Origin of the sequence: Halomonas sp. HL-93, assembly GCF_900086985.1 — a bacterium.
In the GTDB taxonomy this organism is placed as follows: domain Bacteria; phylum Pseudomonadota; class Gammaproteobacteria; order Pseudomonadales; family Halomonadaceae; genus Vreelandella.
On sequence record NZ_LT593974.1, the window covers coordinates 1,849,622 to 1,873,792 of the forward strand.

20 protein-coding genes are annotated in these 24,171 nt (G+C 54.5%); 4 read left to right on the plus strand and 16 right to left on the minus strand.

Going from position 1 to position 24,171, the window contains the following annotated elements; translation table 11 throughout:
• Window positions 1-16 precede the first annotated feature (16 nt).
• Entirely contained in the window at window positions 17-1,807 is a 1,791-nt protein-coding gene (gene ggt, locus GA0071314_RS08535) for a gamma-glutamyltransferase (RefSeq protein ID WP_074398485.1), read from the plus strand.
• Window positions 1,808-1,809: 2 nt separating this feature from the next.
• On the opposite strand, the gene GA0071314_RS08540 is transcribed toward ggt, so the two are convergent.
• From GA0071314_RS08540 to acnB, 3 genes are all read right to left on the minus strand, one after another.
• Complete coding sequence (locus GA0071314_RS08540) at window positions 1,810-3,696, minus strand: glycerophosphodiester phosphodiesterase family protein (protein WP_074398486.1); 1,887 nt, start codon at window positions 3,694-3,696, stop codon at window positions 1,810-1,812.
• Window positions 3,697-3,765: 69 nt separating this feature from the next.
• Window positions 3,766-4,257 carry a ribonuclease E activity regulator RraA gene (gene rraA / locus GA0071314_RS08545; RefSeq protein ID WP_074396243.1) on the minus strand — a complete coding sequence of 164 codons (492 nt, stop codon included), beginning with the start codon at window positions 4,255-4,257 and terminating at the stop codon, window positions 3,766-3,768.
• A 160-nt stretch (window positions 4,258-4,417) separates the two neighbouring features.
• Window positions 4,418-7,021 (minus strand): bifunctional aconitate hydratase 2/2-methylisocitrate dehydratase, encoded by a 2,604-nt coding sequence (gene acnB, locus GA0071314_RS08550; protein ID WP_074396244.1) that lies wholly within the window; start codon window positions 7,019-7,021, stop codon window positions 4,418-4,420.
• 420 nt (window positions 7,022-7,441) lie between these two features.
• Between acnB and GA0071314_RS08555 the strand changes: the two genes are divergently transcribed.
• Window positions 7,442-8,098: a tRNA-(ms[2]io[6]A)-hydroxylase gene (locus GA0071314_RS08555; RefSeq protein WP_074396245.1), complete on the plus strand. Its 657-nt coding sequence runs from the start codon at window positions 7,442-7,444 to the stop codon at window positions 8,096-8,098.
• 30 nt (window positions 8,099-8,128) lie between these two features.
• Window positions 8,129-12,031, plus strand: coding sequence for an AAA family ATPase (locus GA0071314_RS08560; RefSeq protein ID WP_074396246.1), 3,903 nt, complete (start codon window positions 8,129-8,131; stop codon window positions 12,029-12,031).
• Here the strand turns inward: GA0071314_RS08560 and GA0071314_RS08565 are convergent.
• Genes GA0071314_RS08565 through queC form a run of 4 tightly spaced genes read right to left on the minus strand, consistent with a single transcriptional unit; the run spans window position 11,982 to window position 14,459 of the window.
• Window positions 11,982-12,287: a YkgJ family cysteine cluster protein gene (locus GA0071314_RS08565; protein ID WP_074396247.1), complete on the minus strand. Its 306-nt coding sequence runs from the start codon at window positions 12,285-12,287 to the stop codon at window positions 11,982-11,984. The two genes, GA0071314_RS08560 and GA0071314_RS08565, sit on opposite strands and share 50 nt — an antisense overlap.
• Window positions 12,284-13,117 carry a 6-carboxytetrahydropterin synthase gene (locus tag GA0071314_RS08570; RefSeq protein WP_074396248.1) on the minus strand — a complete coding sequence of 278 codons (834 nt, stop codon included), beginning with the start codon at window positions 13,115-13,117 and terminating at the stop codon, window positions 12,284-12,286. Before GA0071314_RS08570 ends, GA0071314_RS08565 begins: the two co-directional genes overlap by 4 nt.
• Entirely contained in the window at window positions 13,117-13,761 is a 645-nt protein-coding gene (gene queE / locus GA0071314_RS08575) for a 7-carboxy-7-deazaguanine synthase (RefSeq protein WP_074396249.1), read from the minus strand. Before queE ends, GA0071314_RS08570 begins: the two co-directional genes overlap by 1 nt.
• The gene (gene queC, locus GA0071314_RS08580; protein WP_074396250.1) at window positions 13,761-14,459 is read right to left on the minus strand and encodes a 7-cyano-7-deazaguanine synthase QueC; all 699 of its coding nucleotides are present in this window, start codon (window positions 14,457-14,459) and stop codon (window positions 13,761-13,763) included. Before queC ends, queE begins: the two co-directional genes overlap by 1 nt.
• A 184-nt stretch (window positions 14,460-14,643) precedes the next feature.
• Here queC and GA0071314_RS08585 point away from each other — a divergent pair, with 184 nt between their 5' ends.
• A complete protein-coding gene (locus GA0071314_RS08585) occupies window positions 14,644-15,060 on the plus strand; it encodes an SRPBCC family protein (protein ID WP_074396251.1) in 417 nt (138 codons plus the stop codon).
• A gap of 66 nt (window positions 15,061-15,126) precedes the next feature.
• On the opposite strand, the gene GA0071314_RS08590 is transcribed toward GA0071314_RS08585, so the two are convergent.
• From GA0071314_RS08590 to GA0071314_RS08630, 9 genes are all read right to left on the minus strand, one after another.
• On the minus strand, window positions 15,127-15,366 hold the full coding sequence (locus GA0071314_RS08590) for a DUF2789 domain-containing protein (RefSeq protein ID WP_074396252.1): 240 nt from the start codon (window positions 15,364-15,366) through the stop codon (window positions 15,127-15,129).
• Between the two features lie 73 nt (window positions 15,367-15,439).
• Window positions 15,440-16,477: an asparaginase gene (locus GA0071314_RS08595; protein WP_074398487.1), complete on the minus strand. Its 1,038-nt coding sequence runs from the start codon at window positions 16,475-16,477 to the stop codon at window positions 15,440-15,442.
• 32 nt (window positions 16,478-16,509) lie between these two features.
• Window positions 16,510-17,742: an MFS transporter gene (locus GA0071314_RS08600; protein ID WP_074396253.1), complete on the minus strand. Its 1,233-nt coding sequence runs from the start codon at window positions 17,740-17,742 to the stop codon at window positions 16,510-16,512.
• 9 nt (window positions 17,743-17,751) lie between these two features.
• Window positions 17,752-18,255, minus strand: a complete 504-nt coding sequence (locus tag GA0071314_RS08605) for a hypothetical protein (RefSeq protein ID WP_074396254.1) — start codon at window positions 18,253-18,255, stop codon at window positions 17,752-17,754.
• A gap of 76 nt (window positions 18,256-18,331) precedes the next feature.
• Window positions 18,332-19,585 (minus strand): DEAD/DEAH box helicase, encoded by a 1,254-nt coding sequence (locus GA0071314_RS08610; RefSeq protein ID WP_074398488.1) that lies wholly within the window; start codon window positions 19,583-19,585, stop codon window positions 18,332-18,334.
• Between the two features lie 250 nt (window positions 19,586-19,835).
• Entirely contained in the window at window positions 19,836-20,318 is a 483-nt protein-coding gene (locus GA0071314_RS08615; protein ID WP_074396255.1) for a helix-hairpin-helix domain-containing protein, read from the minus strand.
• A 37-nt stretch (window positions 20,319-20,355) separates the two neighbouring features.
• Entirely contained in the window at window positions 20,356-20,937 is a 582-nt protein-coding gene (locus GA0071314_RS08620; protein ID WP_074396256.1) for a PqiC family protein, read from the minus strand.
• A gap of 9 nt (window positions 20,938-20,946) precedes the next feature.
• Complete coding sequence (pqiB, locus tag GA0071314_RS08625) at window positions 20,947-22,632, minus strand: intermembrane transport protein PqiB (RefSeq protein WP_074396257.1); 1,686 nt, start codon at window positions 22,630-22,632, stop codon at window positions 20,947-20,949.
• Entirely contained in the window at window positions 22,625-23,989 is a 1,365-nt protein-coding gene (locus GA0071314_RS08630) for a paraquat-inducible protein A (protein WP_074396258.1), read from the minus strand. The genes pqiB and GA0071314_RS08630 overlap by 8 nt, the downstream gene beginning before the upstream one ends.
• Window positions 23,990-24,171: the final 182 nt, after the last annotated feature.

A 24,171-nucleotide genomic window follows, 5' to 3' on the forward strand; every position in this document is an offset into this window, starting at 1 on the left:
GGCGGAGTCGGTCGTGATGCCCTCGAAAAAAATTGCCTGGTTACTGCCCGGCCTATTGGTAGTGTCTCTCCATAGTTGGGGCTTCGATTATGAAACGCCCTCCATCTCACCTGAAGACGGTTCTGGCTATGAGGAAAAGCCTGGCTGGTCTGCTGACTCCTTCGCGGTGGCAGCTGCCAATCCGCTGGCCACCGATGCGGGTTACCAGATATTAAAAGCCGGGGGCAATGCGATCGACGCGGCTATTGCCGTCCAGATGGTGCTCGGGCTGGTTGAGCCGCAATCCAGCGGCCTGGGTGGCGGGGCGTTCTTGCTTTACTACGATGGCGAGGACGTGCGTGCTTACGATGGTCGTGAGACCGCGCCGAGCGCCGTGGACGGCGAACTGTTCATGGAAGATGGCGAGCCATTGGCGTTTATGGAGGCGGTGGCTAGTGGCCGTTCCGTGGGCGTACCGGGTACTGTTCGGTTGATGGAAAAGGCGCATGCGGCCCATGGCAGCCTGTCCTGGGAAGCGCTATTTACTCCGGCGATCACTCTGGCGGAAGAGGGCTTTGAAGTGAGCCCGCGGCTCCACTCTAGCTTAGACAGTGATGATGCCTTGCCCGATAACGAGCTGGCGCGGGCCTTTTATTATGATCAGGAGGGAGAGCCCATTGAGGTAGGCGAGACCCTCAAAAATCCGGCTTTAGCCGAGATATTAAAACGCATCGCCGAGGAAGGCAGCAGTGCTTTTTATGAGGGTGATATAGCTCAAGATATTGTTGACCGAGTCAGTGAGCACCCCGAGCGGCCAGGGGAGCTGTCACTTGAGGACCTTGACGCCTACGAAGCCGTTACCCGCGATCCGATTTGTACACCTTGGCAGCAGTGGAAGGTGTGCGGCTTTCCACCGCCCTCGTCAGGGCATCTTACGGTCATGCAGATTTTAGGCATGCTCGATCAACAGCCTCTACTCGAAGCGCCCCTTGATGACGGCGTGACCAGCAGCGGCTGGCTACATCAGTTTTTAGAAGCTTCGCGTTTAGCCTTCGCAGATCGTAACTACTATATCGGCGATCCGGATTTTGTTGATGCCCCCGGCGGTGACTGGTCGACAATGCTGGCGCCACGCTACCTTGCCGAACGCAGCGCGATGATCGGTCAAGAGAGCATGGGAAGCGATGCCGAGCCCGGCCAACCCGGTGATATTGAAACCAGTTGGGCACCGCAGCCAACTCAGCCCGAATACGGGACGAGCCATATCAGTATTGTCGATGCTGAGGGTAACTCGGTTGCCATGACGACCACCATTGAGCAGGCATTTGGCTCGCGAATTATGACCGATGGCGGTACTGATCTGCCGGGGGGCTTTTTACTCAACAATGAGCTTACGGATTTTGCCTTCGAGCCCGAGCAGGACGGCGAGCCCGTGGCTAATCGTGTTGAACCCGGCAAACGGCCACGTTCCAGTATGAGCCCAACGTTGATCTTGGATAATGATAGCGGCGACTTGATAGGAAGCCTCGGCTCCCCCGGTGGTGCGGCCATCATTCATTATACGGCGCGCACGCTGATGGCACTTCGCGACTGGGGAATGAACGCACAAACAGCGTTAAACCTGCCCCATGCAGTTACCCTTGGAGACGATGTGTGGGTAGAGGAAGGGCGTTTTCCTGAGGCGACCCTTGAGGCACTTAGAGAGCGGGGGCATAACATCAGCGAGCGTGAACTAACCAGCGGTCTACAGGCCATCATGCGCTCAGAGGATGGCGAGCTGTTTGGCGGGGCCGACCCGCGCCGGGAAGGGGTGGTGATGGGCGATTAAGCTTAACGACGCAGCCAGTTGCGAAGTTTTACTAACATCAGCGCGCCGTCGCTTAGCGCGCGGCGATCATCACGCAGTTCCACCAGTTGACTAGGGTAATCGGTGATGATGGCGTCTACACCCAAATCAATCAGCGTGGACATACGCGCTCGGCTGTTGACTGTCCAGGCGTGTACTTCATAGCCGTAGAGTCTCGCTAAGCGTATTTCCTGTGGTGTGATGCGATTGTGACGTAATCCCAGTGCGTCAAAGGCACTGCGATCCAATGTACCTGGCAAGATAAGCTGTGCGATTAGCGTGACCTTGAGCTCTGGAGCCTGCTGTTTGATAAAGGTCAGTAATCCAGGTGACATGGTAGCAATACGCATGCTGTACATGGCATTCGGGTAGCCACACTCTGCATAAGCATCTATTGGGCTACCAGCGGATGCCCAGCAGCGATAGCGCGTGTCGGTTTCCTGTTGCAATTCCCGAACCACCGCATCGCTGAGTGCTTGTCCTTGACCGGGCAAGGGTTTTATTTCGATCATCAAGTCAGCGCGCCCACGTACTAGTGCGAGCGCATCGTCCAGCCCTGGAATGGGTTCACCTTCATAAACATCGCCAAACCAGCTGCCGACGTCATAACGCTTGAGCTCCTCACGCGTTAAGTCTCCGAATTCCTGCTGATCACTGGTAAGGCGTGCCATGTTGCGGTCGTGATAGAGCATGACTTCTTGGTCGGCCGTCAGACGCACGTCGATTTCAATGGCGTCGGCACCATCCACAATCGCCTGATCCAATGCCGCCAAGGTGTTTTCCGGGGCTGCCATTGAACTGCCTCGGTGAGCGATCACGTCTACGTCGTCGTGAATGTCGAAACTTGTCAGTATCCACCAGGCTTGAAGCGCCGCGAAGGCCAGTACGCTGAGTTCAACTGCCCATGCCAGGCGCCCAGGGTGGGCGTCGGCTGGCGGAGGCGCGGGGCGCGCTTCGCGATGCACCAGTTGCAGATACAGACAGGCGGATAGCAGCGCATTGGCGGCGATGCCCACAAAAGTGACCGCCAAGGTAATCAGCACATAGCTGGTTAAATAGCCCAGCATGGCAGGAACCAGGATGGCGGTATGCTCGGGTAACCACCATAAAATTGGGGTGAATAGGTGGTCGAATAACAGTGTGGTGGCAAGCGGTAGGGCAATAATTAGCACCAGCACCAAAAGAACAGCACCTCCAATGGAGCCGTGCCAACCGCGGGTAAGCACAACACTGCGGCGTAGCGCCTGCCAGGGCGAGTAGCGCTCCAGCGCCACTAAGGGAAGTGCCAATAGCCAGCGTAAATAGAGTTTGGCCGCCAAGCCCATCCAGAGGAGTAGCAAGGGGACTGCACAGGCGAGAAAGTACCATAGAGAGGGTGGTTTAACGCGCTGTAAGTAATAGGTATCAATGCCGCTCAGCCATATATCATATAGCCAGGCCAGGGCCACCATAAATGGGGTGAGCAATAAAAGATGGCTGCCGACTTGTAAAACCACCAAACCACTGAGTGCAGGCAAGCGGCGACTACTGAGCCAAAGAGCCTCAAAGGCGAGGCGGTAGTGGTTATCTCGGGGGCGTATAGCGACTTGGAGCATGCCGGCTTGTTGCCAATAAATCACTACAAAAAACAGCCCAATGCCTATCAGCATACCCAATAGCCCAAGAGGGCTAAATACCAGTGTCACGAGTTCATTGTTGGTGACCACGCTGCGTTGTAGCTGCGCGAGTAAGGCACGCACTACCCAGGCAATGGTGGGCAGTAGGAGAGCTGACGCAAGGAGGGTGAAAAATAAATGAAACGCAATAAGTGGGCGCAAATGATCGCGTAACGTGCGAACAAGTGCTGAGCCCAACTGGGTTAGAGGCTGCATGGTCACAATAACGTCATGATATGAAGGGTTAGGGTGGCAGCAACCGCCACCCCTGGCAAGGGAGGTGCTTTATACTCGATCAAGCGCTAGCGCATGGTCAGCAATCAGGATGCCGTTGTTGTCTGCGTAAAGCCAGTCGCTTGGCGTGATAGTGACACCTGCGAAAGTAACGGCCACATCGCGTTGCCCCTCTCCACGTTTTTCACTTTTGCGCGGGTGACTGCCAAGCGCTTGAATGCCGAGCGCAAGCGTAGCGAGGATGTCCACGTCGCGCACGCAGCCGTACATTACGACGCCAGCCCAGCCATTTTCAACGGCTTGTTCAGCCAGCATATCGCCAAGCATAGCGCAGCGAGGGGAGCCACCTGCATCGACCACCAATATGGCACCGTCACCGGGTTCGGCGACTGCCTGTTTAACCAACGAATTATCTTCAAAGCATTTGACCGTGCGAACGGGGCCGTGGAATGCATCTACACCGCCATAGTTGGCGAAAATAGGTTCAAGTACCTGAACGCTGGGAAAGGCATCGCAGATATCGGGGGTGATAATCGTCGTCATGGGGTATTCCTGTCAGTGTTGAGCCTGCGTCAATGATGAGTTTAAAAAAACGCCCCGCCCTGAAGAAAACAGTGGCGGGGCGTTCGTTCATCGACTCAAAAGAGTACGTAACTCTTTTGTGATGGTGCGAGCATCGGCGATGGAGCGGTGACGATAAAGCCTAAGCTTCTTGAGCCACCGGAATCACGTTTGAGGCAACCTTCTGGTACTCCTCAATTTCGTGAAAGTTCATGTAACGATAGATTTCGCCCGCCATGGCGTCAAATTCGCCCATGTAGCGGCGATATTCGTCGACCGTAGGCAGACGCCCTTCAACAGCGGCAACGGCGGCCAGTTCTGCGGACGCCAGATACACATTAGCGCCGTCGCCAAGGCGGTTGGGGAAGTTCCGCGTTGAGGTGGAAACGACGGTACTCTTGGCCGCTACACGTGCTTGGTTGCCCATGCACAGTGAGCAGCCGGGCATTTCCATGCGTGCGCCTGCACGGCCATAAATCCCATAGTAACCTTCTTCGGTAAGCTGGTGCTGATCCATTTTGGTCGGCGGTGCTAACCATAAGCGGGTTTTGAGGCTGCCGGCAGGTTGCTTCTCAAGTAACTTGCCTGCGGCGCGGAAGTGGCCAATGTTGGTCATGCACGAACCGATAAATACTTCGTCGATTTTCGTGCCGGCAACGTCTGAAAGCAAGCGGGCATCGTCGGGGTCATTCGGCGCGCACAGCACCGGCTCTTTGATTTCGTCGAGATCGATCTCAATAATTTCCGCGTACTCAGCGTCCTGGTCGGCGCGCATAAGTTTCGGGTCGGCCAGCCACGCTTCCATGCCTTCGATGCGGCGACTGATAGTGCGCTCGTCGCCGTATCCGTTAGCCATCATCCACTTAAGCAGCGTAATGTTGGACTTGAGGTATTCGGTCACACTTTCGTCTGAAAGCGTGATGGTGCAGCCTGCGGCTGAGCGCTCTGCGGAAGCATCGGAAAGCTCAAAGGCCTGTTCGACGGTCAGATCTTCCAGGCCTTCAATTTCCAGTACGCGTCCTGAGAAGGCATTTTTCTTGCCGGACTTCTCGACGGTGAGCAGGCCCTGCTTGATGGCATAGAGCGGAATGGCGTGAACCAGATCGCGCAGTGTCACGCCCGGCTGTCGCTTGCCCTTGAAGCGCACAAGCACAGATTCCGGCATGTCGAGCGGCATAACGCCCGTTGCCGCGGCGAACGCGACCAAGCCAGAGCCGGCAGGGAACGAAATGCCCAGCGGGAAACGGGTGTGAGAGTCGCCGCCGGTGCCGACCGTATCTGGCAGCAGCATACGGTTGAGCCAACTATGGATGATGCCGTCGCCCGGGCGGAGTGATACGCCGCCGCGATTCATAATAAAGTCGGGCAGGGTGTGGTGGGTGTCCACGTCTACTGGTTTCGGATAAGCGGCAGTATGGCAGAACGACTGCATTACCAGGTCGGCCTGGAACCCAAGGCATGCCAAGTCTTTCAGTTCGTCACGGGTCATGGGGCCGGTGGTATCCTGAGAGCCGACCGTGGTCATTTTAGGCTCGCAATACATACCGGGGCGAACACCCTCAAGGCCGCAAGCCTTGCCGACCATTTTCTGTGCCAGAGTGAAGCCTTTGCCAGTGTCGTGAGGCTGCTCGGGAAGACGGAATACATCGGATGGAGCAAGGCCCAGGGAATCACGCGCCTTGCCGGTCAAGCCACGGCCAATAATCAATGGGATTCGGCCGCCAGCGCGTACTTCATCGAGAATTAGCTGTGTTTTTAGTTCGAAGGTTGTGAGTACTTCGTCGGTGTCGTGCTTACAAACCTTGCCTTCATAAGGATAGACATCGATAACGTCGCCCATGGCAAGTTTTTCGACATCCATCTCTACCGGCAGTGCGCCGGAATCTTCCATGGTGTTAAAGAAGATCGGGGCGATTTTGGCGCCAAAACAGAAACCGCCAGCGCGCTTGTTGGGTACATAAGGCATGTCATCGCCAAAGAACCACAGCACAGAGTTGGTTGCCGATTTGCGCGAGGAGCCAGTGCCCACGACGTCGCCGACGTAAGCCACGGGGAAGCCTTTAGCTTTCACCTCCTCAATTTGCTTGAGTGGTCCGGTAGTGCCTGGGGTTACTGGCTCAATGCCTTCGCGCTCGTTTTTCAGCATGGCATTGGCATGCAGCGGAATATCAGGACGTGACCAAGCATCTGGAGCGGGTGACAGGTCGTCGGTATTGGTTTCGCCAGGCACCTTAAATACCGTTAACGTGATTTTTTCTTCCAGTGCCGGTTTGGAGAGGAACCACTCGGCATCCGCCCAGGATTGAATAACGTCTTTGGCGACGGTATTGCCTGCTTTCGCTCGCTGCTCAACATCGTGGAATGCATCGAACATTAATAGCGTATGTTTGAGTTGTTCACCGACTTCCCGGGCAAGTTCCTGGTCGTCAAGCAACTCGACCAGCGAGACGATGTTGTAACCACCCTGCATGGTGCCCAGCAGCTTAACCGCGTGCACTTTATCAATGAGGGGGGATGTGGCTTCGCCTTTGGCGATAGCGGTTAAAAAGCCCGCTTTTACGTAAGCGGCTTCATCAACGCCGGGAGGAACGCGGTTGGTGATTAACTCGAGTATGAATTCCTCTTCGCCGGCCGGGGGTGTTTTTAGTAGCTCAATCAAAGCTGCGGTTTGCTCGGCGTTCAGGGGCTTGGCTGGGATGCCCTCTGCGGCGCGTTCCTCGACATGTTGGCGGTAAGCTTCAAGCACGTTGGGGGCCCTCTCATCTGCTTTTATGGTGGCGGCGGTAGGTGGGCAATACGCTGCACGAGGCCGCCGGACACTGACATGCGCTTGACAAACAGCGCTGGTTGGATGGCGGCAATTCTACGTGAAACTGTCGACAATGTTAAGGTGAGTCCGTCGTCAAGGCGTTGTACTTTGTGATGATAAAAGCGTGCAAGGCATACAAAGCCTGCTTGGACCAAACGTTCTGGCATGCTTTACTTGCGGAAAACCACAAACTATCGACAGAGGTTGCTTAAAGTGTGATTCTCGTAACACCGCGTTACTACTGGGAGGGCTGATGGCCTCCTGATACGCTGATAAGGCGAATTTAATGCAATGTTCGCATTACCCAAGGCGTTCTAGTGTTGTACAATAGTTTGATAACCATTTGGCGACGGTGTTATGTCTATACAAGTAATCTCTGGTAACAAGGCCAATCATTCGCTCATCGCTGATGATTTGCTGCCCGACAGCCTGCACAGTTTTTTGGCCTGTCCAACGCCAAACGCTTGGCTGATGTGGGCATTGGATAACCCTGAGATTTTGCTCATTGATCATGCCCAATGCGAAAAAAAGGCGGCCTCCACGGCGATGAGTCTTCTCTATCGTTATGTGAATCAACCGCTTCTATTGAGCAAGATGTCACAGTTAGCGCGTGAAGAACTCCTGCATTTTGAGCAGGTAGTGGCACTGATGGAGAGCCGTGGCGTCGTATACCGGCATTTGACCGCTTCACGTTATGCAGAGGGATTACGTCGCCATATTCGCCCTCAGGATCCTGAGCGATTAATTGATGTGCTGATTATTGGCGCGCTTATTGAAGCGCGGAGCTGTGAGCGTTTTGCGTGCTTAATTCCTTATCTTGACGAAGAGTTGGCAAAGTTTTACCGCACTCTCGTCAAGTCAGAAGGCCGCCATTTCGAAGACTATTTGTTACTTGCTCGACAGCAGACCGACCAATCGATTGATGAACGAATCGCTTTTTTTGTCGCATGTGAAGCAGACTTAATTACTTCGCCGGATTCGGCTTTCCGTTTTCATAGCGGCGTGCCAGCGTAAATCGCCGTTCGTCCAGATAGGATGTTTACTATGCGCGATGCTCATAAGTATGACCAACTAACCTTGTTCGGCCATTTCGCCTTGTACCAAGGGGATGACGTACTAACTCACTTTAGCTACGACAAAGTGAAGGCGTTGCTAGTCTACTTGTTGCTGCATCGTCAGCCGATCAATCGGGCCGCGTTAGCAGAACTCCTTTGGCCGGATCAAGGGCTTTCATCGGGCCGAACCAACCTGCGCCACGCGCTGCACTGCCTACGTCAATCGCTAGGTGAGGATGCCGAGCAGGTGCTCAACGTGTCGCGCCAGACGATTGCTTTTCAACTGCCAGCCAGTTGGCAGGTAGACCTGCATGAATTACAAACCCTGCTTGAGGGACCAAGAGACCTAGCTACGTTGAATGCGGTATTAACCTGCTACCAAGGTGACCTCATTGAAGAGTTGCAGCTAGCTAATTGCAGTGAATTTCAGCGCTGGCTAGTACAAGCGCGAAATGAATGGCGTCAGCGTGTTATTCGTTTCGCTGAGCATGTGCTAGATAACCATCAGGAGGTGCCTGATGGCCTCCTGGAAACCTTGGTTAGCCGTTTTTCAGGGTATGGCCCGTTCCATGAGCGGCTGGTTAAACAGCTTGCCGAACAAAAGCAGATGGCGGCGGCTCATGAGCAATACAATAGCTATCTTCAGCTTCTTGCCCTATCCGGCCAGCAACCCGAGCCAAGCTTTCTTCAGCTGGCCAGCTATTGGTCTGATGGACACCACGATGCTCGTGTCATGTCGCCTCAGGGGGCATTTTCACGCGCGCTGGCGACTGACAGTAAGCCTTTGCGCGAAGATGAAATAGAGCTCCGCCAGTTGTCGGTGATGGCCATTCGCTTACGGCTTCAGGGTGACTGGCAGGATCGCGCAGCCACGCGTAATTGCCTTGCGCTTCAGCTGGAATTGCTGCGCTGGCTTGAACAGCAGTGTCATCATTTGGGTGGTTTTTGGTTGCCCGGTGCTACGGGGGGATTGGGGCTTGCTTGTTTTGGTACCCATGGTCCCGCCCATCAGTTAGCTGAGTTAGTTGCGCTTTACGAGCACTGTCGTCAAACGCTTCCGCAAGAATCTGCCAAACATTGGACCGGTGAAGGTGAGCCGCCGCAGTTTGAATTAGCGGCGGGATTGCATAGCGGTCGGGTTGTCTACTTGCCCGAGCGTCAGCTAGCAGACCCGCTGGGCCAAGTAACGCAAATCTCCCTTGAGCTGATGAGTGTGGCAGAAGGTAGTGAGTTGGTGATCTCCCAGGAATCGAGTCAGCATATGCCGCCGGCACTCGACCTTCAGCCACGATTGGTTTCACGTGTGCTGGCAAGTGATGGTCGCGTGCGCCAGCGTGCGCTGGTGCTGGGTCAGAATGAAGGTGGCCGTGATGCGCTGCCGCCAAGTCTTGTCGGGCGCGAAACCTCGTTAAGAACCCTTAGAGATGCGTTAGCCCGTGCTGGCATTGGGCTTCGCCAGAGCGTGCTGGTACGCGGGGCTTCGGGTATGGGCAAATCGGCCTTGATGGTTGGCTTTCGCCAGCTTGAGCTGAGCCGAGACGCCGCTATTTGCTGGCAGCCTACTACCCGCCTATCGGTTTTGGAACCCTATGGGGTCGCACGGACACTATTGTCTTGGTATCTGAAAGGTGCGGCCGATCTTGATGCCCTTCACACCCTGCAAACAGACCTAGACTTCAATGCGTTGAGCGATGAGCAGCAATGTTTGCTGGAAGAAGCGCTTGGAGTGCGAAGCGTGCAGGAAGTAGCGCAGCTCACGCAAAACGGTGAAGCGGTTGAGCTGGTGGTTATGTTGCTTCACCGACTAATTGAGCGCCAGGCGGCTACTCATACGCTGGTTTTGATGGTAGATGATCTTCAGTGGCTCGATGAGCCGTCATTTAAAGTACTGTCAGGACTTCAGGCCCGGTTGCCGATTAATACCGCCTTTATGCTAGTGGCGAGTCATCATGGCCGCGAGCCTTTACCCGTGAAGCTGCATTGGGACCAGCAAATCAGTTTGGGTCGACTGGATGCACTGCAATCATCACGGCTGCTATCTCAGCTTTCGCGGCGGTACCGGATTCATCTAAGTCCGCGGCTGCGTAATCAGATTATCGAGCGTTGCGATGGTGTTCCATTATACATGCAAGAGATTTGTCGGCGTCTGGATATGGACCGCCGTGAAGGGCGTAGTGTGCAGTTTGATGAGTTACCCAAGGGGCTTTTAGGACTGTTGGCCAGTCGTATCGACCAGTTGGAAGCCGATCGTAACATTGCGCATATCGCTGCCGTGTTAGGTAAGCGGTTTCGTCTAGATTTTCTTCGCGAGTGCAGCGGTTATGACACCACGCGCCTGCAAAAAGCGATGGATCATATGCGGCAGCTTGAAATTATCGAGCCAGTGGATAATGGTTCAAGCAGCGAAGTTGAATTCCAGTTTAGCCATCAGCTTCTGCAAGAGGCCGCCTACCTTTCTTGTCCTCGAGATGTTCGCGTCACGCTCCACCAGCAGGTGGTCAGCTTGATAGAAGAGCGATTCCCGATGTGGATCAGCCGTCATCCTGGTGATTTTGCCACCCACCTGCGGCGCAGCGGGCACTACGCCAGAGGCGCACGCTATTTTGAACTCGCTGCCCGAGAAGCCTTGAAAGTGAGCGCTAATCGTACCGCGCTGCGCATGGCGGATTTTGGTCTCGCCAGCTTGCGGCACGTTGAGCATGAAGTGGAGCGCGAGGTGAGTTTGCTGACGGTGCGGGGCCAGGCGGCGTTCGCGCTGGAAGGACATGGTTCGCCCACGGCCCATGAAAGCTTTGTGCGCGCACGCGAATTGTTACGTCATTCAGGGGCCGACGCGTTGGAAGACCCAGAAGACCTTGAGCAAATCTTCCTGGTTAAGTGGGGGCTATGGGTAGGGCGCAGCCAGCGCTACGCCCACGCCGATGCGTTTGCGCTTGCCTCAACCCTGGCGGATATCGCGGCTCGGCTTGACGATCCGCGCTACCAGCGGCTAGCGGACTACGCACGCGCTCACTGCGAATACTGGGCGGGCCGTATTCCCCAGGCTCATGATCATCTTAATGAAATCGATCCGCTAAACGCGCCGATGATGATCGAATGGCTACCGTTCTCGGATCATCCTCAAGTAACCGCTGCGTGTTTCCAAGGATGGGCGCTGTGTTTACGTGGCGATTACCAACGGGCTGAACGGCAAGTTTCGGCCGCAATACGCTTGGCTGAGAAACTCGGCCATCCAGGTACGCTTGCCATGGCGCTTCTGTTTGCTGCCTCGCTCTACCGTCAGCTTGGCCACGTCCATTTAGCCGCGCGTCATGCTGAAAAGGCTGCGGCGATGACCGCCACACCGGATTTGCAGCTATGGCAAATTTCAGCCCAGGGAATTCTGGGATGGCAGCGGGCTCTAGCGGGTGACCATGGAGGGCTTGCTCAACTACGGGATAGCCTTGATCAAATGGCTGAACTCAATGGACGCGATCGCTTTCAGCGACCGGTATTGTGGTATTCAGATGCCTGTATAGCATTGGGGGAACTAAGAGCAGCGGAAGATTATCTGGATCAGTGTTTGGTGATTGCTAAGGAGAGAACCACGCTATTCCTACCCGAACTTGCGACACAGCTTGCCCGGGTGCGTATTATGCTCGATCACCCCGCCAATGAAGTACGCGCTTTGGCTGAGATGGCCATTTCCCAGGCCCGCGAGCACGGTAACCGCCACCAGGAGCTGGCGGCACTGGAATTATGGCTGACCCGAATTGCGCCAGACGATGAACCTGCGCGGCAAGCCTTTCACCGCCTGCTTGGCGATGTAAGTCACAGTGACGCACCGGTTTTGGTCCGCTGGGTTAGTCTGCTGGATCATCGCTTGGCATCTCCTGAGCGTCTGGAGAGCTAGTTTGAGTGTGACGCTCAAGCCATGTGAGCGTGATCAGCGCTTCGTCTCGCTGTTGCCCGCAGATGGCAGCATCGAATTGAAAATTTTCGCAAACGGCGGGCCGGCGAGGGTCGCCGAACAGGCGGCATAAGTTTTGCTCGTCTAACTGAGCGCATCTTACGCCCCCAGGCTTGCCATCAGGCATGCCTGGAATCGCTGAACTGATAGAGGGGGCAATACAGCATGCCCCGCATCCTGCTCGACACCCATCCGTCATAACTCGCCTACTGCGATGGCACCTTTATTGAAACCTTCAAACGCCAATACCTTGGTGGTTTCGCGACTTTGAGCGGCGATTTTGTCGGCTAACCAGCTGGCAATATTTTCTACGGTTGTGGGAGTGGTCAGCACAGCGCATCGCTCACTGGGGAGTGTGAGACTAAACGTTCCTTGGGCTGCTTGATAACGGCAAGTCAGTGTTTGCCTGTCGTGCTCGATAATATCATCCGCTTCTACTAAGTAGCGATCATCAAGCCAAGCCGCCCACTGCTGTTCAAGCTGGCGCTGGCGGGCGCCTTGCTGCCAGATATGTAAGCGCGAGCGGTGGCCATGTGCAATTCGTTGGCAGTTGCCCGCATGGCGCTTAAGACCATGGCTATACCCGTAGGCGGCGCCTTCGATAGCTTCATCGCTGAGTGTAAGATGTACACGCGTGACATTGTTCGGCCGATGCTCTGTGAGCTGGGCGCTTAATGTCTCGGCCACAGCATCACGCTCAATCGCGGCGACAGGTAGTAAGGTGAACGCTTCCTCTGGTCCTTTCACTTCCATGGCGTAAGGCGTGGTAGTGGCAACACATAGTCCTTCCTCGCACTCATTGATGGTGACGCCAGGGGCATTAACGGGTACCAGAAGCGTGTGGTCCAAACCCGTGTCCAGATGGTGTTTGATCCATGGCTTAACTTCGCCAAAATCAAACAGCATGCCATCCACACCAAGCTTACCCTCAAGTAGCGCGTCGACTTGCCAACTCACGCCCTTGAGGCCTTCTTTCGAGCACCACAGAGATGCGTCGATATGGGTCAATTGATTAACAAATAGGGACATCAGTCAAAGCCTGCGATTTTGTGCGTTTGTAGCGATAAACGCCACTGCGGATGAGCTAAACAATAGGCAGTGGTGCGGGCAACGGTGTCAGTGCCATCGTGCACTGGCGATAGATCCATGGGTTGAAGATAAAAGTGGCGGAAGTTCATCTGAGCAAATGCCTCAGGAGGCGCCTCAACTTGAGGAAAAACTAATTTTAACTCATCGCCTTGATGAACAACCAAGGGGTTTTTGCCCTTGGGGCTCACGCAAAGCCAGTCAATGCCGGCGGGGGGCGGAAGCGTCCCGTTGGTTTCAACAGCCACTTCAAAACCCAGGCTGTGAAGCGTAGCGATTAAAGGTGCGTCAAGCTGAAGGAGAGGTTCTCCGCCGGTAAACACTACATACGGTACGGCATGGCCTGCGTCGCTTGGCCATAGCGAGGTAATGTGATTCGCAAGTGCGTCGGTTGTAGCAAACTTACCGCCACCGTTACCATCGATGCCGATGAAATCGGTATCACAAAAGGTGCATTTTGCTGTTGCCCGATCCTGTTCACGGCCACTCCATAGATTGCAGCCGCTGAAACGGCAAAAAACACTAGCACGACCAGCCTGTGCCCCTTCGCCTTGAAGCGTGTAGAAAGCTTCTTTGACTTGATACATCAACGTACCTCCTGCGTTTTAGCATAAGGCAATGGGTCGGTAACGTTATTGGCTGCAAAAGCGGCCAATCGCTCACGACAGCTACCGCAGCGGCCACAGGCAAGTTCGCGCCCTTCATAGCAGGTCCAGGTGTGGCGGTAGTCGAGCCCCATTGCCAAGCCTTCTTCAAGAATGTCGGCTTTACTGGCATGCAAGTAAGGGGCATGTACTGACACGGGAGAAAAGTTGGCAATTTTTGCCACCTGATCCATGGCCTCCACAAAGGCCGGGCGGCAGTCGGGGTAGAGGACGTGATCGCTGCCATGAGCGCCATAGTCAACGCGCTGCGCCCCAATATTGACAGCATTTGCGATGGCTAATGACAGCAAGATCATATTGCGGTTGGGGACGACGGTGGCGGCTAGATTGTCGCGGTCATAGTCACCATGAGGCATGGGATGGTCGGGGTTGGTTAACGCCGAATTATCGATTAGCGAATGGATCGCCCGGATATCTACGACTTGGTGAGGGATGTCCAAACGTTGGCATACCAAGCGGGCGGTATCGAGTTCGCGAGCGTGGCGTTGACCGTAATCAAATGACAGTGCATGAACGTGATAACCTTCATTTAGCGCACGGTGAAGCAGGGTGAACGAGTCCATGCCGCCGGAATAGATCACCACGACGGTATCTCTATGAAGAGATGGAGAAGTTGACATGATAAGCACTCTTTTGCCGGAGAATTTATTGATCGTAGCGTGAATAAACGTCGCTACAGCGTTCCGGGGTCCGGTCCGGAAGGGCGTGAGTGTACGCAATTGACATGTTTCTGGCTAGCGCAAGTACACTCATAGAGTACGTCGAAAGTGCTACGCTAGAGGCTTCATTGAAGGGATTTTCGTTATGGCCACTATCGAACACAGCGCCATCGTTAAGGCAACGCCCGAGCGGGTTTTTGCATTGTTAAGACGTGTTGAGGACTTTGCCGATTATTCGGATCTGATAACCGCCATTGAGCCACTTGGTGACGAACGCTACCGGTGGCATGTCCGCGCACTCAGCATGGACTGGACTTTTGATGTAGTGATCACTGAAGTCAAATCGCCTCATGTACTCGCCTGGGAGTCGGTAGACGGAGTGAAAAACCAAGGGCGCTATCAACTGCGTGAAGTGCCGGAAGGAACTGAGGTAGGGCTAACACTTAGCTATGCAATAGGTAGCCGTTTGATGGAAAAAGCCGTGAATAAGGCCGCCACCCCTCTGGTAGGTAAAGTGAGTCGTCAGATTCTAGAGCGGGTGGAGGCGCGGTTGCAGTGCTAGTAATGTCGGTCTTAAAGATGCCAAGCCTTCTGTGATAAAAAACGCAAAACTTGGCATTTTTATAGCTTAGGGGGTTTTGTGCATGGATGCGTCGAGATGGTCGACGACTTCAGCCCAGTCTGCGTCTTCCTCTACGGCTTCCTTGAGGAAATCTGCTTGTCCCTCATTCCAGCAGGGCGCATCGGCTAGCGGCATCGCGTCGGGAAGTGGCGCATGACGTTGAATAAAGCGTTCAATCGACGCTGCATCAGAGGCAAGGCCTAGCTGCTCGAACAGCTCGCTGAAGTAATGGACCGGCTTTTCCATAAATGACATTCCTGTTAATCCGCTGGGTGTGCTTTCACCTTAGCGTTAAACGTCGCGATTGCCAGGGCTGTATTTAACGCTCACCTACCAAAGGTGTTAAGAAGCGCTGACGACGATTCTCGTTCGTTAGCGGCTGCGCCAACAGATGGACGAGTTTGCTAAACGTAGCTTCCGGTGTCATGTCATCGCCTGATAAGACGCCGGCATCGTGCAGCCCCTGACCGGCGGCATAAGCTCCTAAATGCACGCTGCCTTGAGGGCACTGGCTAATGGCGACGAGCAGTTTGCCTTCGCCACTGGCCTTTGCAAGAACGGCTAACAGCGATGGATCGTTGGGAAGGTTGCCAGCCCCCCACAACTGGAGCACACCTCCTTTCACGCGTGGGTCGTCTAACCAGGCCGCTAATTGCCAAGCCGTGATACCGGGCCACAATACCAAGCGAATGATAGAGCCTTCACGGAGTGTGTCGTAGTCGGGTAGTTCAAAACGAGGGGCTCCTCGCTGCTGTTCGGCCAAGCCGCGACTGGGATAGTGAACAATATCGTCACCTACACGTTCGCCCAGCAACGGGTAGTTCGGGCTGGTAAACGCATCGACCGATTCGCTGTGTTGCTTGGTCGCGCGAACGCCACGTAGCAATCTGCCGTGAAAGTAAATCGCCACTTCTTGCACGTTTGATTCGTCTGCAAAGCGTAACGCACCGTAGAGATTGTCCAGAGCGTCGCTGCCCGGTGCTTCCAGAGGCAGCATGGCGCCGGTGAAAATAACAGGCCGGTCAATTCCTTGAAGTTGATAGGCGAGGCTCGCCGCTGTCCAACTGAGCGTGTCGGTACCGTGAATGATCACAAACCCTTGGTAGTCAGTTAAGCGCTCAGCGATATCATGCGCTAGCTGCGCCCAGTGGCTGGGTGTCGCGGCACTGGAGTCGATTAACTCAAGGTAACTTAATACGTCATAACTGGGTAACGCCTGCTGTTGCATTAGCGGTAATTGACGAAACGCGTTTGCTAATCGAGATTCAATATCGCCCGAGGGGACTAGCCCATATTCGCCGGCGCGCATGCCTAGCGTTCCGCCAGTGTAAATGATTAACAGGCGAGGGCGCGGCATCGTGGCTGATTGCCGAGAAGAAGCAGGGGTGCTCACGGCGTCTCCTTATTTAGGCGGTCATCGTATTTTTCATTGTGCACTAAAAGCTGCCCCGAACTATCGTCGAGCCAGCGTTTGCGTCCGGCAAGCAGTGCGAAACCACCGCACACCAACAGCAGCGAAATCAGCAGCCATGTGATTTGAGCACCGCTAGCACCGTGCTGCAGTAATAAGCCCACTCCGAAAGGGCCAATTGCCGCGATGGTATAGCCACCGCCTTGAACCAGCCCGGAGAGTTGACCTGAAAGGCGTGCATTCGCCGTGCGCAAGACCAGCAGGCTGAGCGCTAAGCTAAAACTCCCGCCTTGGCCTAGTCCGAGAAGTACTGCGCCTGGCCATTGCCAGTGAAGTGGCGCTATCAACAACATCCACAAACCGCAGGCGGTGGATAGTAAAACGCAGAGTAACGCCGGGCGCTGATCACGTCCTAGGCGGGCGAGCCACGGGGCGGTGAGCGCTGAGGCAAGTTGGCAAAGAATCGAGATCGCCATGGTCCATCCAGCAGTGGCTTCGTTATAACCACGGTAGACCAGGAGTGTCGGTAACCACCCAAACACGATATAAGCCATCGATGATTGAATGCCCATAAAGAGCATGACGTACCAGGTAAGCGGCTGGCTGAGGAGCTTCAGCGTACCGGTTTGAGGTACGGCAGTAATGGGTGACGAGGTTTTAGTATTGGGCATATAAATGCCCCATAACACCAGTGCGGTAAAGGCCAGCAGGGACCAACTCATTAAACTGGCTTGCCAACTGCCAAGGTAGTGGGTAAGGGGGACGCTTAGTCCTGCTCCTAAAGCGCCGCCCAGACATAGTGCCATGGTATACAGACCGGTCAGGAGGTCGGCACTATGCGGCAGCTGGCGTTTTACCAGTGCAGGAAGCAGGGTGCCCGCAAGCCCGATGGCAGCGCCAGAAAGCGCTGAACCGATAAAAAGAACCCCAGGAAACGGCAAGCCTCGCATTATCAGGCCAACCATTAGCAGACCTAGTGCAGTGCTTAACGCCTGTTCGCTACCAATGCGTTGAGCAAGGATAGGGGCAAGCGGCGCCGCGAGGCCCAAAAATAGCACCGGCAACGTGGTGAGCACGCCCGCTGAGGCAGCCGAAAGGCCAGCGACTTCCTGTAAGCGATTAAGTAGCGGTGCAACCGAAGACATCGCAGGGCGGAGATTGAGCCCTACGATGACCATCAGCGCAATAAATACGGTATGGCGTGCCCTCATGGCGGCGGCTTATTTTAAATAGGGGCGTAAGTCTCCGCGTACGGCATCTATTAGCGTAATAAAGTGATAATCCTCGGTGGTTTCCAGGCAATCAACGCGTACGCTGGTTCGCATGCCTTTATCCACCTGAACTTGGTCGAAAATTTCAAGAGTCAGTTTACGCGCTGGTTTATCGCCGGGTGCCATGGTCCCATCTTCGAGAGAAAAGGTTTCGACTAGAGTGACTCTTACCCGAGTGCTATTGCCTTCGCTTAGTACTCGGCGGACGAACAGCCAGCCTTCGCAGGGTAGGGCATACTGGTCATCCCGCTTACGTAAAAAGATGGTGCGGTAACATGCCCCTTCCGTCGAGGCTTTTTCCGCCATGCTGCGATACGCCTGAACCACTTGCGTTGAAGACGCACGGGCATCTTCTAAGCGTTGCACAACGCCAAAATGCTCTCTGCTTAACTGCTCTTGACGTTGGAACGTTTGCCACTGACGGTATTGCGCAATAAGTTGGGAAGACGCCATGATCACTCCATGAAAACCGGTGCTTAACGAGTAAGCCTAATAAAAGCGCTACCATCGCATATTCTTTTCGGCCGGGCTAGCGGCGAGCGCGACGCTTGGGGGCCGCATCTCGGTCGGTATGCTGACTCGGTTTGCGTTGGCTGCGAGCGTTACGCGGTTGCCGACGGCCATTTTCGATAGGCTGGGCTGTGGCATTCGGGTCGGGTTCAAATCCGGGCTCAATGTGCTTGGTGAGGGTCTGTTTAATTAGCCGTTCAATGCCGCGTAATAACGCGTGCTCATCGACGCATACCAGTGAAATCGCCTCGCCATTACTGCCAGCACGACCTGTCCGCCCGATGCGGTGCACGTAATCTTCCGCTACGTTGGGCAACTCAAAGTTGACCACGTGAGGCAGCTCATTGATATCGAGACCACGTGCGGCAATATCGGTGGCGACCAATACTTGCAAATCTCCACCTTTAAATGCGCCAAGCGCACGTGTGCGGGCACCCTGGCTCTTGTTGCCGTGGATGGCCATCGCGGGGATGTCTTGTTTGGATAACTGTTCTGCCAAGCGGTTAGCACCGTGCTTGGTGCGCGTAAACACCAACACTTGATACCACTGGTGTTGCTTGATGAGGTGCGCCAGTAGTTCGCGCTTTTTCTCTCGGTCAACCCGGTAGACCGATTGGGCAATTTTGTCCGCCGTGGTATTGCGTGGCGCTACGTCGATAAACGCCGGGTCGCTCAAGAACTGCTGCGCCAGCGTCTGGATCTCGTCAGAAAAAGTGGCGGAAAACAGTAGGTTCTGGCGTTTGCTGGGTACCAGCTTCAAGAGACGTTTAATATCATGGATAAAGCCCATGTCGAGCATGCGATCAGCTTCATCCAGAACAACAATTTCAACGCTTGACAGATCAACGTGCCCTTGCTGTTGCAAGTCGAGCAATCGTCCCGGTGTGGCCACCAGGATATCAAGGCCACGTTTCAGTGCGTCGACTTGGGGTTGCTGGCCGACGCCACCGAAGATGATATGTGAACGCAGAGAAAGATGTCGCCCGTAAGTGGTGACACTTTCACCTACCTGGGCGGCCAGTTCTCGGGTTGGGGTCAACACTAAAGCACGCACTTGGCGTTTGGTGGCAGGCTTACCTGCTGATAAACGCTGCAGCATGGGCAGTGTGAAACCGGCAGTTTTGCCTGTGCCGGTTTGGGCGCTGGCGAGCAGGTCGCGGCCTTGCAATACCACAGGGATGGCTTGACGCTGAATAGGCGTCGGCTCGGTATATCCTTGATCGGTTACCGCGCGAAGTAAGTCGGCATCAAGGCCGAGATCAGAAAAGTTCATGCGTTCTCCCAGTGGCTGCTCACGCATGCTTTAGGCATCGTTAAACAGCGCACTGTTAAGATTGAGAATGAAGGGCGCTCTAGAAGAGCGCTAATAACCGTAATGAATTGAAGATAACAATGGCCAGCCACTTTAGAATTGACGATTCACGCCTCTCGTGAGCATGCCAGGAGGGGCGTTAGTGACCAGTGACAAGATTCACTCATAACGAACGATTGATTAAGCGAGCACTATATCATGCTATAGGCGTTCAGTCTGGTGTCTTGACGTGTTGGGTGCTGTGGAGCGATGCGACACGAGCGTGAGACGCCGGAGGCAGGTCCAGTGCCTTAAGTGCGTTAAACGATAGGTCAAATAGCTGTTCGGGGGTAAAAATGCCACGCTCCATTAGCTGCATAGCCGTTGCAGGGCCAATGCCATCAAGGGCCATTAAACGGTTGCCAAACAGCTTCGTCCGCTCGTTCCCGTTGAGGGTTGTCTTGGAGCTATCAGGTAGCTGGCGATAATAGTCCTCGGCAGAGGCAATGATAAATTGTTCTGTACGTGCCAATGCAGCTCTTGTCGCGGCTGAAGGTGTATCAGCCATCAGCGTCTGATGGACTTTATGGCAATGGGTCATGGCGGTAATAAGCCGCGCCTCGGTGGCGGGTTCGTAGAGTAGCTGCTCCACTGTTTTGTAGAGTGTTTGAACCGCTTCAAGGCAGCCATCTAAGTGTTGGGGCGAGTCCGTCATTGCCGTTCAACTCCGTTTGTTGTGGGCTTAATCGATTCTATCGAACATCTTCAAGCGCCTGGGCAATCTGCTCACCTACGGTGTCCCAACTTTTACCTAGGGCCCGAACGAGCGCAGGGTACCCGTCTTCCACGAGCGGTGTTTCAGCATGGAATGTTTCCATCGCCAATACATCACCCTGTTGATTGAGTAGTTGCCATTGACCACTGGCAATGGCACGTCCGTCATGGCGTCCTTGGAATTGGTCTACCTCTAAGCGTAGCGTGATCACTCGCTCGTCGCTAGATGTGTCGCGCACCACGCGCCATGTGGGCAGCGCATTGGACAGGCGGGCCCGCAGCCCGCGTTCCAATTGGCGGCCAATGGCTTCTGCCCACTGATGGCTGTTTGCCTCCTGCAAGGTAATGTCATCTACTTGCATGACAATACCTTCGACATCCAAATAGTGTGGCAAGCGCGGCGCTGTCACTTTAAGGGTGCCTTCAGGTGCGCTGGGCGGGCTTGATAATGACCCGCTCGGCAATACATAGCGGCTGGCCGAGGGTGTGTTGCTGGCACAGGCACTGAGTAAAAGCGGCAGCAGTAACATCACAACTAGTTTTCGAGACAAATAACGCATTGTGTGTCCTTATTCGCGTGGTGCGCGAGGTATCGGGTCTTCGGTTTCGACACTGTCGAATAGCAGTGCGCGTGGGTTTTCGCTGAGCGTTCGGGTTAATGGCTGAACATCGCGTATTACGCGGTCAAGCCGTTCGACCGTCGACGTCAGTTCTTGATAGGCCGCCGACTCGGGGGACAAGCCATCGAGCGTCTCTTGTAGTTCTTCAAGCGTGCGGTTCACGTTGCCGCCCAGGGATTGGGTTTCTGGATCGTTAAGTAGCTGATTCAAGGATTCGCTTACGCCGCGTACTTCTTCAAGCACCGATTCAGAAGCCTGTAAATTCTGGTCAAGCCCCGTTAATAACGGCTCGATTTCCAAGCTGTTAAGCTTTTCCAATAAATCGGTTACCTGGGCTTGGATTTGCGCAAAACCACCAGAGACCGTGGGGAATACCGTGCGATCGGAGAACGATTCCGGAACATATTGGGAAGCTAGCTCGCGGCGGAAGTTTAAATCCACAAACATGGCACCCGTCAGTAGGTTGCCGTTCTTAAGTGACGCGCGCAGACCCAGTGTAAACATTCTTTTTAGACGACCATCCCACTCATCTAAATCGACCTCGCTATTTTCAATGCCCAGACGCTGCGGTTCGATACGGATCAATACCGGAATAGCAAATTGCTCGCGGGAGTCAGGCTGTGGCGCTGTGAAATTCCATGGCACAGCCGCCACGGTACCAAGGCGGACGCCACGAAACTCGACTGGAGCCCCTTTGGAGAGACCTCGTACGGTATCGTCGACAAGCAGGACGTACTCCAAATAGCGGTTAAAAGTGCCTTGCCGAGCGCTATCTTCATCCGTGTAGAGCTCAAAACGAGTGTCATTATCGACAGGTTTCCCCATTGGGAGGTCTTCTGGTACGCCAAACGTAACCCCACCACCCAGGAGGGCCTCAATTGATTCAACATTGACACGCACCCCGTCGGCATCTAAGCGAAAATCGATGCCGCTGGCCGTCCAGAAACGCGTGCTTTCAGTGACCAGTTGGTCGTAGGGTTCTTCAATGAATACTTGATGGTGCATGGTGCTTGATTCGGCATCGAAGCGAGTTTCTTCTATACGACCTACGGTGAAACCCTGATAGGAAACAGGGTCGCCAACTCTCAATGAATTGCCCAACTGGCTGACTAAGCTGATTTGCAATCCAGCGACCCCTGCGGGCGCCACAGGTGGGGTATCCCTTACTTCGAACTCTCGCTGAGGTGCGGATGAAGAGCCGGGTTGGAGTTGGATATAAGCACCCGAAAGGACCGTACCCAAACCGCTAATTCCTTCACGCCCAATGCGCGGTTTAACCACCCAGAAGCGACTATCTTCACGCAGCATGGCTTCTGCTTCAGGCTGAATGCGCGCTCGCAATACCGCCTGAGAAAGATCATCAGACAGCTGAACGCTTTGCACGCGGCCAATTTCCACATTGCGGCTACGAATCAGTGTGTTACCTGCTTCTATACCTTCGGCGTTCTCCATCGTTAAGGTAACCATCGTACCGCGGCTAGAATAGTTGTCGTACACCAGCCATAAACCGATGACTAAGGCGACAATGGGCACAATCCAAATAGGCGAGAGCCGTGTCTGGGGGCCGGGTTTGGCTCGGTGCAAAGCCGCATCACTATGTGGCTCATTGGAGTGAACATTGTTTTCGTCAGCCATCAATTATTTCCTTACGGGCGGCTTGGCGTCCTGGGTGTTTGGTAATGGGCGCATCCCATAGTAAACGTGGGTCGAAAGTCATTGCGGCCAGCATGGTTAAGACCACCACCGATCCAAAGGCGAGGGCAGCCGGCCCAGGGTTGACTGTCATCAGTGAATCTGCGCGTATCAACGCGACTAAAATCGCGACCACAAAGATATCGACCATCGACCAGCGTCCAATAAATTCGGTGATTCGGTAAAGCGTTGTCCGCGTTTGGGCGTTGAGGGCATGGCTTCGGTTGGCAACAGTGCATAGCCAAGCCAATGCACATAGCTTGCCGACGGGCACAATAATACTGGCGACAAAAATAACGCCAGCCACTGGCCAAGAGCCTGCTTGAATAAGCTCGACAATACCGCCAACGATAGTCGACGGTGAGCTATCGCCCAAGCTTGTCGTGGTCATGATGGGGTATATATTAGCAGGAATGTACATGACCGTAGCGGCGGCGAGTAATGCCCAAGTGCGTTGAATACTATGCGGCAAGCGAGGGTGCAGTCGCTCGTGGCAGCGCACGCAATGATGTTTTCTGTCCGGAGATATTCGATTAATTAGCCCGCAAGTAGGGCAACTGGTAAGCCGCTGGGCAGCGGCTGACATACCTGTTTGGGTGCCCTCAGGGACGAGTGGCTCGCCTTCTAGGGCAAACCACATCCAGTCCGCATCAATCGATTGAACGGTCATCAGTAGCAAAATGGCAAAAACGCAAAATGCCCAAAAAGCCAATCCAAGATCAATATCGGCAAGCCCGGCTACTTTAAATAAGCTGACCAAAGCGCCGACAATAAATACATCGGCCATCATCCAGGGAGTTAAATGGCTTAGTGAACGTGCCGTTGATCGGCTAAAGGGCAGGGGATCGTTACGCAATAAACCATATTGCAGCCAAAGGGTGCCGAGTAAATACACGGCAGGTAGCACTACGATGGTCATGACAACGCCAATAGCGACCACGGGTTGATGAAACGTTATGAGCGTACTAGCCGTTTCGGAAAGTTCGATACGGTTGCTTACTCCGCTATAGCTGAAACTCACAAACGGGTAGGAGACCGCCAGCAAGAGAGCAATAAGCGATGCCGCAGCGAGTGCCATACTGCGTTGTGCTGGATAGCGATGGCGTTTCACTAACACATGTGAACATCGTGGGCAGCTGGCTTTTTCGCCTGATTTGAGTGGTGGTAGGGCCGAGACCCAGTCGCATTCGTGGCAGGCGCGCAGGCGTCGCCGCTGAGTGCGGATTTCAGGTGGTTGCTGGTCAACCAGCGGCGCATTGACATGCAACGATGGTCGTTTAGGGAGCCAGTGCTGTGACAAATAATGTTCCCACTCATGTTGAGAAACTAAACCAATACGCTGTCGGTGATAAGTCTGTCAATTTTCAGATAAAATTGGTGTCCCAGTAGCTTCTTTACCGTTGACCTAAAGCGGTGAATGGACAATGATCGGCTCCGTCGATATCGCCGGTCAGAGGCTGCCGAGAATTTCAACCTCCAACT

Excerpts from the sequence above, each read along its gene's own strand:
- GA0071314_RS08540 (WP_074398486.1), bottom strand. The coding sequence starts at position 3,696 with ATGCAGCCTCTAACCCAGTTGGGCTCAGCACTTGTTCGCACGTTACGC.
- queC (WP_074396250.1), bottom strand. The coding sequence starts at position 14,459 with ATGTCAACTTCTCCATCTCTTCATAGAGATACCGTCGTGGTGATCTAT.
- GA0071314_RS08555 (WP_074396245.1), top strand. The coding sequence starts at position 7,442 with ATGTCTATACAAGTAATCTCTGGTAACAAGGCCAATCATTCGCTCATC.
- ggt (WP_074398485.1), top strand. The coding sequence starts at position 17 with ATGCCCTCGAAAAAAATTGCCTGGTTACTGCCCGGCCTATTGGTAGTG.
- GA0071314_RS08600 (WP_074396253.1), bottom strand. The coding sequence starts at position 17,742 with ATGAGGGCACGCCATACCGTATTTATTGCGCTGATGGTCATCGTAGGG.
- GA0071314_RS08585 (WP_074396251.1), top strand. The coding sequence starts at position 14,644 with ATGGCCACTATCGAACACAGCGCCATCGTTAAGGCAACGCCCGAGCGG.
- GA0071314_RS08610 (WP_074398488.1), bottom strand. The coding sequence starts at position 19,585 with ATGAACTTTTCTGATCTCGGCCTTGATGCCGACTTACTTCGCGCGGTA.
- GA0071314_RS08595 (WP_074398487.1), bottom strand. The coding sequence starts at position 16,477 with ATGCCGCGCCCTCGCCTGTTAATCATTTACACTGGCGGAACGCTAGGC.
- GA0071314_RS08620 (WP_074396256.1), bottom strand. The coding sequence starts at position 20,937 with ATGCGTTATTTGTCTCGAAAACTAGTTGTGATGTTACTGCTGCCGCTT.
- rraA (WP_074396243.1), bottom strand. The coding sequence starts at position 4,257 with ATGACGACGATTATCACCCCCGATATCTGCGATGCCTTTCCCAGCGTT.
- GA0071314_RS08565 (WP_074396247.1), bottom strand. The coding sequence starts at position 12,287 with ATGACGGATGGGTGTCGAGCAGGATGCGGGGCATGCTGTATTGCCCCC.
- GA0071314_RS08590 (WP_074396252.1), bottom strand. The coding sequence starts at position 15,366 with ATGGAAAAGCCGGTCCATTACTTCAGCGAGCTGTTCGAGCAGCTAGGC.
- queE (WP_074396249.1), bottom strand. The coding sequence starts at position 13,761 with ATGTATCAAGTCAAAGAAGCTTTCTACACGCTTCAAGGCGAAGGGGCA.
- GA0071314_RS08615 (WP_074396255.1), bottom strand. The coding sequence starts at position 20,318 with ATGACGGACTCGCCCCAACACTTAGATGGCTGCCTTGAAGCGGTTCAA.
- GA0071314_RS08605 (WP_074396254.1), bottom strand. The coding sequence starts at position 18,255 with ATGGCGTCTTCCCAACTTATTGCGCAATACCGTCAGTGGCAAACGTTC.
- GA0071314_RS08560 (WP_074396246.1), top strand. The coding sequence starts at position 8,129 with ATGCGCGATGCTCATAAGTATGACCAACTAACCTTGTTCGGCCATTTC.
- GA0071314_RS08570 (WP_074396248.1), bottom strand. The coding sequence starts at position 13,117 with ATGTCCCTATTTGTTAATCAATTGACCCATATCGACGCATCTCTGTGG.
- pqiB (WP_074396257.1), bottom strand. The coding sequence starts at position 22,632 with ATGGCTGACGAAAACAATGTTCACTCCAATGAGCCACATAGTGATGCG.